A 14036-nucleotide genomic window follows, 5' to 3' on the forward strand; every position below is an offset into this window, starting at 1 on the left:
CCTCATTTAATCAAGATTTGTCAAAATGATGTTCCACTTATAAATATAGCGAACACACTGCGGGCCGGCAACTGTTTTTGCGCATAAAGCGAAACAGCGGCTGAACGATCAGCCGCTGTTTTCCCGGTCAGGCGCTTTGCTGGCGCAGTTCGGCAATATATTGTTTCCCTTGTTCTTCGTTATATTGCCCTTCCCATTTCGACATGACGACCGCTGCCAGCGAGTTGCCGATAACATTCACAACGGTGCGCGCCATATCCAAAATGCGGTCAATGCCGGCGATAAACGCCAATCCTTCGACCGGAATGCCGACTGTGCCGAGCGTCGCCAACAACACGACGAACGAAACGCCCGGGACGCCGGCGATTCCTTTGGACGTCACCATCAAGACGAGTACGAGCGAAATTTGTTGCGACAGCGGCATGTCAATGCCATAGAGTTGGGCGATAAATACAGCCGCCAGCGCCTGATACAACGTCGACCCATCCAAGTTGAACGAATAGCCGGTCGGAACGACAAACGAGGTGACAGCCTTCGGGCAACCGAACCTCTCCATTTTTTCCATAATTTTCGGGAGCACCGTCTCCGAACTCGACGTGCTATAGGCAAGCACGAGCTCATTTTTTAAGATTTTAATAATATGAAAGATATTCACACCTACCAATTTCGCGGTGCCGCCGAGCACAACGAGCACGAAAAAGGCCATCACTGCGTAAACGAGCACAACAAGCTTGCTGAGCGGAAGAAGTGAAGCGACGCCAAATTTCGACACCGTCACCCCGATCAAGGCAAAGACGCCGAACGGCGCAAACTTCATCACTTGGTTTGTCACGTAAAACATCGCTTCCGCCGTTCCTTGGAAAAAGCGAAGCACCGGTTTTCCTTTTTCGCCGATCGCGGCTACACCCAATCCGAACATGACCGAGAAGAAAATGATCGGCAACATGTTTCCTGTCGCGAGGGATTCAAACACATTTTTCGGCACGATGTTGACGAATGTCTCGACCATCGAATGGTGCTGCACTTCATTCGTCGTATCAATGTATGATTGAATATCGGTTTTCTCAAGCGATTTCATATTGACGCCGGCGCCTGGTTGAAACACGTTTGCAGCCAAGAGGCCAACGACAATCGCAATCGTCGTGATAATCTCGAAATAAAGGATTGTTTTGCCGCCCAGCTTCCCGAGCTTTTTCACATCGCCGACATTGGCGACGCCGACAATTAAGCTCGAGACGACAATCGGAATCACGATCATCTTAATGAGACGGAGAAAAATGTCCCCAATCGGTTGCAAATACGTTGCCACGTTCGGGTTTCCGTAGAAAACGGCTCCGACGATAATCCCGAGAATAAGACCGATCAAAATCTGCCATGCTAACCCGATCTTTCTCATCATGTTTCACCTCCTTTAGACAATTTTAGACAAAAAACGACAAAATTATTTTGCTATTAAAAATAAAATCTGTCAATACTTTTGAATGAAACCGCTTTGTTGCAAGGAACTATCAATATATTTTGTTTTTTTATAATAATTTAAATACTTGTATCGTTGGCAAAAGAAAACAGGCCGCCGGTCAGGCGCCTGCCTCATTCCCGAATTTCATGATCGCCGCTTTTCTTTTTCCTGCCGGTAAAACTCATGAAACATTTTCATTAATGCCCGTTTTTCGATGCGCGAGACGTAGCTTCTTGAGATGCCGAGCTCTTTGGCGATTTCACGCTGCGTTTTCTCCCGTTGCCGGCCGAGGCCAAACCGCTTGACGATCACTTCTTTTTCCCGCTCGTCTAGCACGCTGATGTATCGTTTCACTTGCTCAATCTCCATGTTAAGCTGAATTTCGTCGACAATGTCTTGCTCTTCGGATTTCAAAATATCGAGCAGGCTGATTTCATTTCCTTCCTTATCTTGGCCGATCGGATTGTGAAGAGAAACGTCCTTGCGTGTTTTTTTCAGTGAACGCAAATGCATCAAGATTTCGTTTTCAATGCATCGGGCCGCATATGTGGCCAACTTCGTCCCTTTCCCCGGCGAATAGCTTTCAATCGCCTTGATCAAGCCGATCGTCCCGATCGAAATTAAATCTTCCACTTCTTCTCCCGTATTTTCGAACTTTTTGACAATATGGGCGACAAGGCGCAAGTTATGTTCGATGAGCCGGTTGCGGGCTTGCTCGTCGCCTTTGGCCATTAACTCCAAATATTTTTCCTCTTCTTTGGCGCTTAACGGCTGGGGAAACGCGTTGTTTTTAATGTACGAGACGAGAAACGTCAATTCTTTCAACAAAAACGCAAACGCTGAAAAAATGCCGGACATGCTCTCACCCCCGCCTGCTGTCATCGGCGGAAACCGCCTATCGTTATGTATATGCAGGGGCGTTGTTGTCCGTGTCTGGACAAAAAATTCAGCCGACCCCCTTAACGAGGCCGGCTGCGGGCAAACGTGCCACCCGTATCAGTGAACAAACGCACTCATTTCTTGTGTTGCAGCTCGCCTGCTGTTCCCCTCCCATCCCAGACAGGCGCCCGCCTTGTTACACTCCTGCTTCGGCGCTCACTTCCGCAGCGACGACGAGCGCAATCGACGCCGTAATCACAACTGCCGTGACGATGGCGAACATCCCCGTTCCCTCCTTGGCCTTCTCGTTTATTTTTATTTTACCAAAGAAGACGGGGAACGCTTCCGCCACATTTTGAACAATTCATGAAATTCGACGGTCAACAACAGCGCGCGGAGCACCGATCGCACTTTCGACTGAGTCAAGTGGAGTTTCCCCTTTGCTTTATCCACGTCACCAGCCATACGAGTACAATGGACATACATCGTCTCCCCTTTCATCCTTCATTGCTGAACATGTTTACAACAATCGTTGATGGAAAAAGCATTTGCGGTCAACAAGCTCCTCCTCGGCTGCACGCGCGAACCGCTCCTCTTCCCTGTTCCCCTGCCGCGGCTTTCTCCGCTCAATCGTGATCGTGAGAAAAAACCCACCTTTCGGCAAAAGGCGGGTTTACGGTTCAAACGGGTTCTCTTCTTCAAGCTGACAGACATAACGGGCAGCGCGGCGCGAGCAGTACAACGCCGCCGCCAAACACCCGGCAACCGCCAGCAAGGCGAACGGTTTTTTCGCTGCCTCAAGCGCTCCCGGGATGATCGTCCCTAAATAGAAAAACACACCGAGCGAGAACAAGACAAGGCTGTACATCTTGAAATCGCCCGCCTTCGCCCGCAGCTCGTCTCGTTGCTGCTCGTTCAAGCCCGATCCCTCCTCTCCCCTTTCACTGTATCATACATGGACGGAAGGGAGGAGCGGCAATTTCAGCCAAGCGCCTGCGCCAAATCGTCGAGCAAATCGTTCACATCCTCAAGCCCGACGGACAGGCGGATGAGTCCGTCTGTAATACCGAGCTGTTCGCGCCGCTCTTTCGGAATCGAGGCGTGCGTCATTTTCCCCGGCAGCGAAATTAAACTTTCGACCGCCCCTAAGCTTTCGGCAAGCGTAAAGTAGCGTACGCGCGACAGCACGTTCTCCGCGCGCTCCAAGCTGCCGACATCAAACGAAATCATGCCGCCGAATCCACGCATTTGTTGTTTGGCCAGCTCATGGTTCGGATGATTTGGAAGGCCTGGATAATAGACGCGGGCAACGGACGTATGCTCGGCCAAAAAGGCGGCAATGGCGCGCGCGTTTCGTTCATGCTCTTCCATCCGCACGCCAAGCGTTTTGATCCCGCGCATAAGCAGCCACGAGTCTTGCGGGCCGAGCACGCCTCCGGTTGAATTTTGCACATAATGGAGCCGTTCGGCAAGCTCCGGCGTGCGGACAACCGCCAACCCGGCGACGACGTCGCTATGGCCGCCTAAATATTTCGTCGCGCTGTGGATGACGATATCGGCGCCAAGCGCAAGCGGTGTTTGAAAGTACGGAGTGGAAAACGTATTATCGACGATCAACAGCAGCCCGCGAGCACGGGCAATGGCGGCGGCGGCTTGCAAGTCAGTGATTTTCAAAAGCGGATTCGTCGGCGTTTCAACGTAAATCGCCTTCGTGTTTGGGCGAATATGCGCTTCAATGTTGGCGACATCGCTCGTGTCGACGAACGTCGCCTCAAGCCCGAACCGGTTCAGCACGTTCGTCATGACGCGGTACGTGCCGCCATAGACGTCGTCGGTCAGCACGATATGGTCGCCGTTTTGAAACAGCATCATGACAGCCGTAATGGCGGCCATGCCGGAAGCGAACGCAAACCCGGCTTCGCCGCCTTCAAGGTCGGCAATGAGCTTTTCGAGCGCCGCGCGCGTCGGATTGCCGGTGCGCGAGTATTCAAACCCTTTATGTTTGCCGACTTCCTCTTGTTTGTACGTGCTCACTTGATAAATTGGGACCGACACCGCCCCAGTGTACGGGTCGCCTGCGATGCCGCCATGGATGAGCATCGTCTTTCGTCTCATCTTATCGCCCACCTTCGTAAATGTTTTTGCTTAAATATCGCTCGCTCCCGTCGGGGAAAATGACAACGATGTTCGTCCCGGGCTTCGCTTGTTCCGCCTCGAGCAAAGCGGCATGAAACGCGGCGCCGGACGAGCTGCCGACAAGCAGCCCTTCCCGCCTTGCCAGCTCGCTGACGCGGCGGAAAGCGTCGTCGTCGGAAATCGTGTAAATAGCGTCAAAATACTCCGGATCCATAAACGGCGGCAAAAACTCCATGCCGATTCCTTCGGTTCGGTGCGGCCCCGGCTCGCCTCCGCCTAAAATGGATCCTTCCGGCTCAACGATGACCGTTTTAATGGCCGGATTTTTTTCTTTTAAAAACGTCGCCGTCCCCATGAACGTGCCGCCCGAACCAGCGCCGGCAACAAAAACGTCGATTTGTCCGCCCAAGTCGTCCCACAACTCCGGCCCGAGCGTTTTGTAATACGTCCTTGGGTTGGCCGGGTTTTCGAACTGCTGGGGGCAATAGGCGCCCGGAATCGTGCGGGCGAGCTCTTCGGCTTTGCGAATCGCCCCCTCCATCCCCTCTTCGGTCGGCGTATGGACAATTTGCGCCCCAAGCGCCTTCATCAGCTGCTGCTTTTCAACGCTGAATTTTTCCGGTACGCAAAAAATGACGTTGACGTTCTTGCCGATCGCCGCCAGCGCCAAGCCGATGCCGGTGTTGCCGGCCGTCGGCTCGATGATCGTGCCCCCTTCTTTTAGTTTTCCCGACGCGAACGCCTCCTCGAGCAGCTCTTGCCCGAGCCGGTCTTTAATGCTTCCGCCTGGGTTGAAATACTCGAGCTTCGCAAACAAACGGACGCCTTCCGGCAACGGAAAGCGTGTAATCTCGATGACCGGCGTATGGCCGATTAATTCATGAATGCTTTTTGCTACCCGCATCGTTGGTCACTCCATTCCTCACGCTCATTTGGCGGCGGGACGGCGGCGTTTTGGCGTTTATTTTCGCTTCTGCATGGCGGACAACACAGCCAACACCAGTTGTGCAGAGTGTTTCGCCGCCGTCTCCAAAAACTGTTCAAACGACACATCCGACTCTTGACCGGCAATATCGGACAGCGCCCGAATCACCACAAACGGCGTCCCAAACTGCACGCACACTTGGGCGATGGCGGCTGCCTCCATTTCGACGGCGCACAGCTCCGGAAACTGGCTGCGCACAAATTTGACGCGTTCCGGATCGTTCATAAACGAATCGCCAGTCGCGATCAAACCGACCGCCGCCTGCAAACCGTCAAGCCGCGCTGCTGCCTGCTTCGCCGCCTCAACAAGCACCCCATCGGCCCGGTAGCGCGCCGGCAAGCCGGGCACTTGCCCGTAGGCGTAGCCAAACGCCGTCACATCAACGTCATGGTGGACGACCTCATCGGAAATGACGAGATCGCCGACGCGCAACGACGGCAAAAATCCGCCGGCCGAGCCGGTGTTGATGACGAAATCAGGGCGGAATCGGTCAAGCAAAAGCGTCGTTCCCATCGCCGCATTCACCTTGCCGATGCCGGACTTGAGCAGCACCACCTCGGCACCGTCAAGGCGGCCGGTGGAAAACTCGCATCCGGCGATCACCGTTTCCTCGCGCCCTTCCATGCGTGCGCGCAAAATGGCCACTTCTTCTTCCATTGCTCCAATGATGGCTGCCTTCATCGTTCTCCCTCTTTCTATGTCGGTTGTTTCACCGCCTCCATCACCCAGACGAACGCGTTTTGCTGCGCAAAGGAGACGGAAAAGCCATGGCTGGCAAACAGCGAAGCCAATACGTCAAGCGTCGTGTAATATTCGCGCTCGAGATCGTCGGCCAAATCGTGGAAGCCGCGCTCCCGTGCGGCTTCGACAGCTTGGCGGAACGCCTTTTTGTCGCGAAACGCCGTATCGGCAAACACTATTTTACCACCAGTTTGGAGCAGTTGGCTATATTTGCCGAGCGCCTCGTCTTTTTCCTCATCCGTCAAATGGTGAAACGCGTACGTGCTGGCAATGGTGTCGACTGGCTCAGGAGGAACCGGAAATTGCAAAAAATCGCCGTCCATAATGACCGCCCGGCCGCCGAGCTTTTCCGCCGCTTTTTTTCTCATCGGCGCCGACGGCTCGATGCCGTATACCGTTTTGCCGCGCTCCAGCAGCTTTTTCGTCAAATTGCCGGTGCCGACGCCAAATTCAAGCACAACACGGCCGGCTTTATCAGCGACAGTGTTTAAAATGCGATCATAACCGGCAAACACATCGCGGTATTGCTCATCTCCCCCTTCGACTGATCGATCGTATGACTCCGCCCATTGCTCGAACAAATCAAGAAATTCCCTGCCCATATGGCCTCACTCCATAAAGTTTATAATTCCTATAAACATAGTATTCTTTAGATGATAACCTGCTCCCACCGTACCATAACTTCTTCCGCCGTTCAATGATCGTGCTCGCTGTCATTTGTATTGTTCCCCATCGCCGCTTCTATTGCGCGGGTGGATGGAAGCGGGAAAATTTGCTACACTGTCGATGAAAGGAGGCAAAGACATGGTGAACATTTCCCTTGATTTGATTGAAGACAAAGTGGAGTTTTTTGAAGCTGACGACTTGCGAACGCTTGAAAAAAAAATCAACGAGCAAATCGAGCATAACAAAGCGCTGCTGCTTTCCGTCCATCATGTGTCGCACCAAATGCATGTCATGGAAAACGGGAAGCGGTTTTACAGTGCCGTCGTCCACTTTAAGGCAAAAAAATGACAGGCGCCCCTTCTAAGCGGGCACCTGTTCCCCTTCAAAAATCGCTACGGTTTTTCCCGCAGCTTTTGCACTTTCGTCGGCTTCCATCCTTCATTCGTCACCCATTCAATATACACTCGGTAATGGGCGGTCTGGTCTCTCGTTGAAATCGTCGCCACCGCTTTGTTCGGCCCATTGTTGCCGATGAACCAAACGATCATATCGTCCGGCGCGATGCCGGTCGCATAGCTGACCGCATCGAGCATTTCCTTCCAGTCCACCGAATCTTTTTTAAACACCGTTTCATGCGGCTCTGATTGCGTCGTGCCGACCGGCTGCCATGCCGGGTTGACGATCTCTTTTTCAATATTCGACCCCGGCGGCCCCGGCGTTGCCGTCACGTCTTGTTCGGCTTCCTCTTCAGCCGGTTCGGACTCGTCCCCGGAAGCAGCTTCCTCCGTTTCAGACGGCGCGGTCGGTTCTCCCGTTTCGATTTCGACCCGCTTCGCCCCATCCGCCCCCGCAGCCGGCTTCGCCTCAGCATCCGCCGCTTTATGGCTCGGCTCGCCGCCGAACAATATGTTCCAACCGACAATGAGAATGAGCAACACCACAACGGCGATTGCTCCATTGAGCCAGCGGTTGATTTTCCGCCGCTTGGCGCGGGTGGCAAAACGTGTTCCGGTTTGTTGCATCGGCCTCTCCCTCCTTTATGTGGCCGCAACGAATTCATTATATCGATTCGTCACTCCTGGTCGTTTTTGTTTCGGTCATACGCATAAAGCGCCTCAACCGCCGCGGCAAACACATCATTCGTGGCCGCCTGTCCGCTCGGGCAGTCGAGCTCGACGACGGCGAGGGCGTATTTCGGGCGGTCAGCTGGGAAATAGCCGGAAAACCATTTATTGATTAATTCGCTGCCGCCCTTCGTTTTTCCTGTCTCCGCCGTCCCGGATTTGCCGGCCACTTCGTACGGAAGCGAGCGAAAGCGGCGGCCGGTGCCGTCTTCATTGATGACGACGCCGCGCAGCAGCTGCTGGAGCTGCCTTGCCGTTTGCGGCGCAAGCGGCTCCTTGTCCGTCGCCGGCTCGGGTGAAAACGAAAACAACGTCGTCCCGTTTTTATACAGCACTTTGTCCACGGCCCGCACCTTCAAGGCCTCGCCGCCGCGGGCGATCGTCGCCATCATGTTGGCGACGCCAAGCGGGGAGACGCGCACATCTTTTTGCCCAATGGCCGTTTGCGCCACGGCAAGCGGCACCCGCTTATCGCGCTTGTCGTGCCAAATCGTTCCTTTCTGCTCTTCTGGAAATTGACGGAAATGTTCCTCATGGTACACGGCTCCTTCCCAGCCGGCTGTCGGATACAACCCGAGCTTTTCCGCATACGTTTCCAATGCATCCGGGTCATGGCGAACGAGCTGTTTGCCGAGCGCGGCAAACGCGTTGTTGCAGCTGACGGCAAAGCTGTCGGCCAAGTTGAGCATGCCGTAGTCGTGCTCCTCATCCAGCGTCGTGCCGTCAATTTTTTTGCTGCAATCAAACATCGCAGCAGGCGAAGCCAGCCCTTCCTCAAGCGCCGCGGCGGCGACAACCGTTTTAAAGACGGAGCCGGGAATTTGCGGCAGCACCATTTGATTTTCCGCCCCGCGGTTTTTATACGGGTCGCGCGGATTCATATTGGGGCGGCTGACCATGGCGAGCACGCTGCTGTCGTCCACATCGAGCAGGACGAGCCCGCCTTTTTTCAACCCGTACCGGTCCACGATTTGCTCCATTTCTTGCTGGATATCACGATCGAGCGTCGTTTGGACAGTCGCCGGGTAAAACGGATTGCCCGGGTCGCTGTATTTCACATCAAGCCCAAACAGCGGCCTTCCTTCAGCGTCAACGTGGTACAACAGCTTCGTTTCGCCATCTGTGAGCAAAAACTCGTCGAACGCCTTCTCAAGCCCTTGAATGCCAACTTCAGCCTGCGGCGGGAGCGAACGCTTCGGATAGCGCGTGCGCAGAAGCTTCTCATCCTTCCGGGTAAAGCCAAGCAAATGCGGCGCATACACCGTCTCAAGCGGATATTGTTTCTTGACAGCAAAAACCCCGGGGATGCGCAAGTCGTTAATTTGCTTCATTTGGCTGGCGCTTAAGGCGAGCGGCTCGCCGTCTTGCTGCAGGATGAACGGGCCGTTTGCCTCCTCAAGCTGGCGGCGGATGTCTTCCACCGTAACGCCGGCGATGCGGGCGACTTGCTCAATCGGCCATTTCATCGTCGCCAAAAACGGAAACAGCACAAGCGACGGCACGTACCGCTTTGTCAGCGGGCGGCCATTCCGGTCGACGAACGAGCCGCGCCCGTCGTCAATCGTCAGCTCCTGCGTACGCTGGGCGACGCTTTCCGCGATTAAATTGCGGCCGGCAAACGATTCCGGATCAATGAGCTGGATTTGCGCTAACCGGCCGATCAGCAGCAGCAAGGCAGCCTGGATGAGCGCGATGGTGACGATTGTCCGTTTTTTCCACATAATGAAAACACCTCATCATCAGTTTCGACGAGGTGTTTTCCTTTCAAACGTGCCGTCGGCGGCGATTTGCTGCAGCCTTCATTCGGAGCGGCCCGGACGCGGCGGTCCGCCTGTTTATTTGACCGCCACGATTTTGACCAGCATTTCCCCGCCCGGTGTTTGCACCGTCACCTCATCGCCGACGCGGCGGCCGAGAAGCGATTTGGCAATCGGCGAGTCGTTGGAAATTTTCCCTTCGAACGGGTCGGCCTCGGCGCTGCCGACGATCGTGTACGTCTCTTCTTCGCCGTCCGGAAGCTCGATGAACGTCACCGACTTGCCAAGCGAGACGACATCCGGGTTTTCTTTGTCTTCTTCAATGATGACGGCGTTGCGGATCATGTTTTCAAGCATTTGAATGCGCGATTCCACAAACGCTTGCTCGTCTTTCGCGGCGTCATATTCCGAGTTTTCCGACAGATCCCCGAACCCGCGGGCGATTTTGATTCGTTCAACGACTTCTTTCCGCTTGACCGTTTTTAAGTACTCAAGCTCTTGTTCCAGTTTCTCTTTTCCCTCTTTCGTCATTGGATACTGCTTTTCATTCGCCATTTGTCTCACTCCTCTATGTTCTGCATTATGTAAAACGTACGAACAGAAAAACAACTGTTCGTACGCTTACTTGGTATATAATATATTGTTTTGTCTCTGTTATGTTATTATAAAAACGCTTTTTGTTCAAGAACTGTGCGAATTTTTGCCACCATTAAATCGATGGCGACCGCGTTTTGCCCGCCTTCTGGAATGATCACGTCCGCGTAGCGTTTCGTCGGTTCGACAAACTGGTTGTGCATCGGCCGCACGACGGACAAATACTGCTCAATGACCGAATCAAACGTGCGGCCGCGCTCTTTCATATCGCGGATGAGGCGGCGGATGATGCGAATGTCCGGGTCGGTGTCGACGTACACTTTGATGTCCATCAAATTGCGGAGCCGCTCATCCTCCAAAACGAGAATGCCTTCCAAAATAATGACATCCTTCGGCTCGACGCGGACGACTTCGTTCGAACGGGTATGCAGCTTATAGTCATACACCGGCTTGTCGATCGGCTCGTAGCGAAGCAGCCGATGAACGTGCTCGATCAACAAGTCGTTGTCAAACGCCAACGGATGGTCGTAGTTCGTCTTCAGCCGCTCTTCAAACGGGAGATGGCTTTGGTCCTTGTAATAAAAATCTTGCTCGAGCACAAGAATCGAGTGATCGCCGAAATGGTCATAAATTGCGCGGGCGACGCTCGTCTTTCCCGAGCCGGAGCCGCCGGCGACGCCGATGACAACGGGCTTGTCCGCCATCTCAATTCTCCTTTCTCATCATGTTGTACGGGAAGAGAGGGCGTTTGACTCGCACCTTGACGATTTGCAGCGGGTGGCGGGCCGCATCGAGCTCGTTGCCGTCTTCATCCCAAATAGTATCGATCACTTGGGTAAAGTTTTCGATTTCCGGGCCGAAAAATTCGACCTCATCACCCGGTTTAAAATGGTTGCGCTGCTGGATGGTGGCGATGCCGGTCTCCGGATCGTAGCCAAGCACAAGGCCGGCAAACTCATGTGTCGTCTTCCGGCTGTGCGTGCCGTACATATGGTTCGTATAATCCGGAAACCCGTCAAAAAACGACGGCGCTGTTTCGCGGTTGGCGCACTTGTCAAGCTCCCGCACCCACTCTTCGCGGATCGTGAAATGATCCGGGTCGGCACAGTAGGCGTCAATCACTTTCCGGTAGACGCTCACAACCGTCGCCACATAATGGATCGACTTCATCCGCCCTTCAATTTTCAAGCTGTCAACGCCAAGCTCAATCATCGCCGGAATGGCGCGGATGAGGTTTAAATCTTTCGCGCTCATGGCAAACGGAGCATCGCCCTCAGCAAACAGCGGGATTTCCCGTCCGTCAGCCAGCTGGTACAAGTCATAGTCCCAGCGGCACGACTGGCAGCACCCGCCGCGGTTCGAGTCGCGCGCCGTCATATGGTTGCTCAACACGCAGCGGCCCGAGTAGGCGGAACACATCGCTCCGTGGATGAACGCCTCGATTTCGATATCGACTTTTTCTTTGATTTGCCGAATTTCCTCGGCGCTCACCTCGCGGGCGAGCACGACCCGCTCGAGCCCTTCCTCTTTCCAAAACTGGACCGCTTTCCAGTTCGAAAGCGATTGCTGGGTGCTTAAATGCACTTCAAGCTTCGGCGCCACCCGGCGCGCCGTCTCAATAATGAGCGGGTCGGCGACGATAATGCCATGGACGCCGGCATCTTCGAGCGCCCGCAAATAGTCGTCAAGGCCGGGAATGTTTTCATTATGCGCATAAATGTTGGCCGTGACGTATACTTTTGCTCCGTATCGGTTGGCAAATTCAACTCCTTCGCGAATTTCGTCAATCGTGAAGTTGTCGGCGTTGGCGCGCAGGCTGTACTCTTGGCCGCCGATAAAGACGGCATCCGCCCCGTAATGGACGGCAATTTTCAGCTTTTCCAGGTTGCCGGCCGGCGCAAGCAATTCCGGTTTTTTCACAATGACGCGCTTGCCGTCAACGATTTCGGAAATGCGGTCGTTTTTCAGCAGCATTCGTTCTCCCTCCTTTGTCAATAAATCGTCTCTTTGAAGAAAAATCCGGTGTCCAATCGGCGGTGCGGCGGTTGGAGCGCCTCAACGGCGGCAAGCAGCTCCTCTTTTTCCCGCTCATACTGCTCGCGGTCTTTGGCGCACATATCAATGGCGCGGCGGTACAGCTTTGTCACTTCCGTAATGTAGCGAGGCTCATGCAAAATGCCATCGATTTTGAAGCTGTCAATGCCGGCTTCGATCATGTCGCCAAGCTCGTCGATGATGCAAACATCGTTTGGGCTCATAATATGCGTGCCGTTTTCATCTTCAAAAATCGGATATTTGTTGTCGCGCTCCTTGTCGTATAAAAACATCCCTTTTTCATATTTTTTTCGTTCAATTTCCATCACTTTTCCTTGATACTCGAAGTAGTTGCCGATGAGCGAACGCTTCGATTGGTACATGCACGTCGCCCCATGCACTTGCACTTCGATTTCCACTTCGGCATGGGCTTTGATTTCCAAAATGGCGTCCATGTTCAACTCGCGGGCGAGCACAGCGCGCTTCGCTCCTTTTCGCCCCCAATAGTTGCACGTATACCAGTTCGTCGCCGTCGTTTCCGTGCTCCAGTGGAGCTTCATATGAGGGGCGGCCTCGCGAACCGTCAACAGCACGGCCGGGTCGCCAAACACAATGGCGTCAGCGCCGGCGGCGGCGACAAAAGCGATATAATCGCCCAGTTCATCGACTTTGTCATTATGAAAAATGGCGTTCATCGCCACATACACGTTCATGCCGTGCCGGTGAGCCGCTTCGATGGCCGCAGCAACGTCGGCGCGGGAAAATTCGCCGGCAAGCCGCAAGCCATAGCGCTGTTCGCCGATCATTACAGCGTCCGCTCCCGCTTCAGCCAATTCCTCAATATGGGAAACGCTCGTCGGCGTGACGAGCAATTCCGGTTTTTTCATTCTCGTTCACCTCGTTTTTTCGATATAGCCAGCCCGTCGCCAACGGGAATGATGACCGTGTCGTAATCGCTCCGGGCCATCAGCCATTCATTGTAGCGCCGGATTTTTTGCGCGATGTTCCACAGCCGCTTATTGCCCGCAGGCTCTTCAGCCGCGACAAGCCCTTTAAACAGCACGTTGTCGCTAATGACAAGGCCGCCCTCGGCCAGAAGCGGCTCATACAGCGTAAAAAAGCGCTCATATTGCCCTTTGGCCGCGTCGATAAACAGCACATCAAACGGCGCCGCCGCTGCCGCATCCGCCACAGCGTCAAGCGCATCGCCCAAAATCACCTCAATCCGTCCGGCTATGTTCATTTTCTCGATATAAAAACGGGCGCGCTCGTACCGCTCCCGGTCTTTTTCAATCGTCACAATGCGCACATCCGGCAGCGCCTTCGCCATCCGGATCGCCGAATAGCCGATCGCGGTGCCGATTTCCAAAATGCGGCGCGGCGCAGCCAAGTTCAACACAAACAGCAGCACCTCCATGCTCACCGGATCGATGATCGGCACGCGCTGTTCGCGGGCGTACCGCTCCATTTCCGCGATTTCTGCATCCGGCGCCGGGCGCAGCTGCCGCAAATAACGGACGATATGTTCTGAAAGCAAGAGGACTCCTCCTCCGTCGATCATGTCATCAGCATGAAAAATAAGAGCCGCCAACCGACTCTTATCGTTGGCCGCCGCCCGATTCAGGCGGCGGCGCTGTTCAACTTTATTATAGTATCATAAA

16 protein-coding genes are annotated in these 14036 nt (G+C 54.2%); 1 reads left to right on the forward strand and 15 read right to left on the reverse strand.

From position 1 onward, the window contains the following. Window positions 1–127: 127 nt before the first annotated feature. From ACR1UW_RS13625 to ACR1UW_RS13660, 8 genes are all read right to left on the reverse strand, one after another. Window positions 128–1396, reverse strand: a complete 1269-nt coding sequence (locus ACR1UW_RS13625) for a cation:dicarboxylate symporter family transporter (protein ID WP_498933722.1) — start codon at window positions 1394–1396, stop codon at window positions 128–130. Between the two features lie 207 nt (window positions 1397–1603). Further along, a complete protein-coding gene (sigK, locus tag ACR1UW_RS13630; RefSeq protein ID WP_498935315.1) occupies window positions 1604–2317 on the reverse strand; it encodes an RNA polymerase sporulation sigma factor SigK in 714 nt (237 codons plus the stop codon). A 217-nt stretch (window positions 2318–2534) separates the two neighbouring features. Then, window positions 2535–2690, reverse strand: a complete 156-nt coding sequence (locus ACR1UW_RS13635) for a hypothetical protein (protein ID WP_160149213.1) — start codon at window positions 2688–2690, stop codon at window positions 2535–2537. A gap of 321 nt (window positions 2691–3011) precedes the next feature. Beyond that, window positions 3012–3257, reverse strand: a complete 246-nt coding sequence (locus tag ACR1UW_RS13640; RefSeq protein WP_047818773.1) for a YrhC family protein — start codon at window positions 3255–3257, stop codon at window positions 3012–3014. A 62-nt stretch (window positions 3258–3319) separates the two neighbouring features. Then, window positions 3320–4453, reverse strand: coding sequence for a bifunctional cystathionine gamma-lyase/homocysteine desulfhydrase (locus ACR1UW_RS13645; RefSeq protein WP_033011952.1), 1134 nt, complete (start codon window positions 4451–4453; stop codon window positions 3320–3322). A 1-nt stretch (window position 4454) separates the two neighbouring features. Then, complete coding sequence (locus tag ACR1UW_RS13650) at window positions 4455–5378, reverse strand: PLP-dependent cysteine synthase family protein (protein ID WP_033011950.1); 924 nt, start codon at window positions 5376–5378, stop codon at window positions 4455–4457. 57 nt (window positions 5379–5435) lie between these two features. Then, a complete protein-coding gene (mtnN, locus tag ACR1UW_RS13655; protein WP_033011949.1) occupies window positions 5436–6140 on the reverse strand; it encodes a 5'-methylthioadenosine/S-adenosylhomocysteine nucleosidase in 705 nt (234 codons plus the stop codon). Window positions 6141–6154: 14 nt separating this feature from the next. Continuing rightward, window positions 6155–6802 (reverse strand): class I SAM-dependent methyltransferase, encoded by a 648-nt coding sequence (locus ACR1UW_RS13660; protein ID WP_033011948.1) that lies wholly within the window; start codon window positions 6800–6802, stop codon window positions 6155–6157. Window positions 6803–7004: 202 nt separating this feature from the next. Between ACR1UW_RS13660 and ACR1UW_RS13665 the strand changes: the two genes are divergently transcribed. Then, window positions 7005–7214, forward strand: coding sequence for a YrzA family protein (locus ACR1UW_RS13665; protein WP_063165193.1), 210 nt, complete (start codon window positions 7005–7007; stop codon window positions 7212–7214). Between the two features lie 44 nt (window positions 7215–7258). On the opposite strand, the gene ACR1UW_RS13670 is transcribed toward ACR1UW_RS13665, so the two are convergent. The 7 genes from ACR1UW_RS13670 to ACR1UW_RS13700 all read right to left on the reverse strand — a co-directional run bounded on the left by ACR1UW_RS13670 (window position 7259) and on the right by ACR1UW_RS13700 (window position 13912). Beyond that, window positions 7259–7888 carry a YrrS family protein gene (locus ACR1UW_RS13670; RefSeq protein ID WP_033011947.1) on the reverse strand — a complete coding sequence of 210 codons (630 nt, stop codon included), beginning with the start codon at window positions 7886–7888 and terminating at the stop codon, window positions 7259–7261. Between the two features lie 50 nt (window positions 7889–7938). Next, window positions 7939–9711, reverse strand: coding sequence for a peptidoglycan D,D-transpeptidase FtsI family protein (locus ACR1UW_RS13675; RefSeq protein ID WP_289651403.1), 1773 nt, complete (start codon window positions 9709–9711; stop codon window positions 7939–7941). 114 nt (window positions 9712–9825) lie between these two features. Continuing rightward, window positions 9826–10302: a transcription elongation factor GreA gene (greA, locus tag ACR1UW_RS13680; protein ID WP_011232025.1), complete on the reverse strand. Its 477-nt coding sequence runs from the start codon at window positions 10300–10302 to the stop codon at window positions 9826–9828. 107 nt (window positions 10303–10409) lie between these two features. Next, window positions 10410–11045, reverse strand: coding sequence for a uridine kinase (gene udk, locus ACR1UW_RS13685; RefSeq protein WP_033014751.1), 636 nt, complete (start codon window positions 11043–11045; stop codon window positions 10410–10412). A 1-nt stretch (window position 11046) separates the two neighbouring features. Then, entirely contained in the window at window positions 11047–12315 is a 1269-nt protein-coding gene (locus ACR1UW_RS13690; RefSeq protein ID WP_033011943.1) for a peptidase U32 family protein, read from the reverse strand. A 17-nt stretch (window positions 12316–12332) separates the two neighbouring features. Next, window positions 12333–13262, reverse strand: a complete 930-nt coding sequence (locus tag ACR1UW_RS13695) for a peptidase U32 family protein (protein ID WP_033011940.1) — start codon at window positions 13260–13262, stop codon at window positions 12333–12335. Further along, complete coding sequence (locus ACR1UW_RS13700) at window positions 13259–13912, reverse strand: O-methyltransferase (RefSeq protein ID WP_033014754.1); 654 nt, start codon at window positions 13910–13912, stop codon at window positions 13259–13261. Before ACR1UW_RS13700 ends, ACR1UW_RS13695 begins: the two co-directional genes overlap by 4 nt. Between the last annotated feature and the right edge of the window lie 124 nt (window positions 13913–14036).

The organism is Geobacillus lituanicus, assembly GCF_050994965.1.
Classification (GTDB): domain Bacteria; phylum Bacillota; class Bacilli; order Bacillales; family Anoxybacillaceae; genus Geobacillus; species Geobacillus stearothermophilus.

What these genes read in the sequence shown, in the direction of transcription:
- ACR1UW_RS13690 (WP_033011943.1), bottom strand. Translation starts at nt 12,315, where the DNA reads ATGCTGCTGAAAAACGACCGCATTTCCGAAATCGTTGACGGCAAGCGC.
- udk (WP_033014751.1), bottom strand. Translation starts at nt 11,045, where the DNA reads ATGGCGGACAAGCCCGTTGTCATCGGCGTCGCCGGCGGCTCCGGCTCG.
- ACR1UW_RS13625 (WP_498933722.1), bottom strand. Translation starts at nt 1,396, where the DNA reads ATGAGAAAGATCGGGTTAGCATGGCAGATTTTGATCGGTCTTATTCTC.
- ACR1UW_RS13695 (WP_033011940.1), bottom strand. Translation starts at nt 13,262, where the DNA reads ATGAAAAAACCGGAATTGCTCGTCACGCCGACGAGCGTTTCCCATATT.
- ACR1UW_RS13650 (WP_033011950.1), bottom strand. Translation starts at nt 5,378, where the DNA reads ATGCGGGTAGCAAAAAGCATTCATGAATTAATCGGCCATACGCCGGTC.
- ACR1UW_RS13665 (WP_063165193.1), top strand. Translation starts at nt 7,005, where the DNA reads ATGGTGAACATTTCCCTTGATTTGATTGAAGACAAAGTGGAGTTTTTT.
- ACR1UW_RS13675 (WP_289651403.1), bottom strand. Translation starts at nt 9,711, where the DNA reads ATGTGGAAAAAACGGACAATCGTCACCATCGCGCTCATCCAGGCTGCC.
- sigK (WP_498935315.1), bottom strand. Translation starts at nt 2,317, where the DNA reads ATGTCCGGCATTTTTTCAGCGTTTGCGTTTTTGTTGAAAGAATTGACG.
- ACR1UW_RS13645 (WP_033011952.1), bottom strand. Translation starts at nt 4,453, where the DNA reads ATGAGACGAAAGACGATGCTCATCCATGGCGGCATCGCAGGCGACCCG.
- mtnN (WP_033011949.1), bottom strand. Translation starts at nt 6,140, where the DNA reads ATGAAGGCAGCCATCATTGGAGCAATGGAAGAAGAAGTGGCCATTTTG.
- ACR1UW_RS13670 (WP_033011947.1), bottom strand. Translation starts at nt 7,888, where the DNA reads ATGCAACAAACCGGAACACGTTTTGCCACCCGCGCCAAGCGGCGGAAA.
- ACR1UW_RS13660 (WP_033011948.1), bottom strand. Translation starts at nt 6,802, where the DNA reads ATGGGCAGGGAATTTCTTGATTTGTTCGAGCAATGGGCGGAGTCATAC.
- greA (WP_011232025.1), bottom strand. Translation starts at nt 10,302, where the DNA reads ATGGCGAATGAAAAGCAGTATCCAATGACGAAAGAGGGAAAAGAGAAA.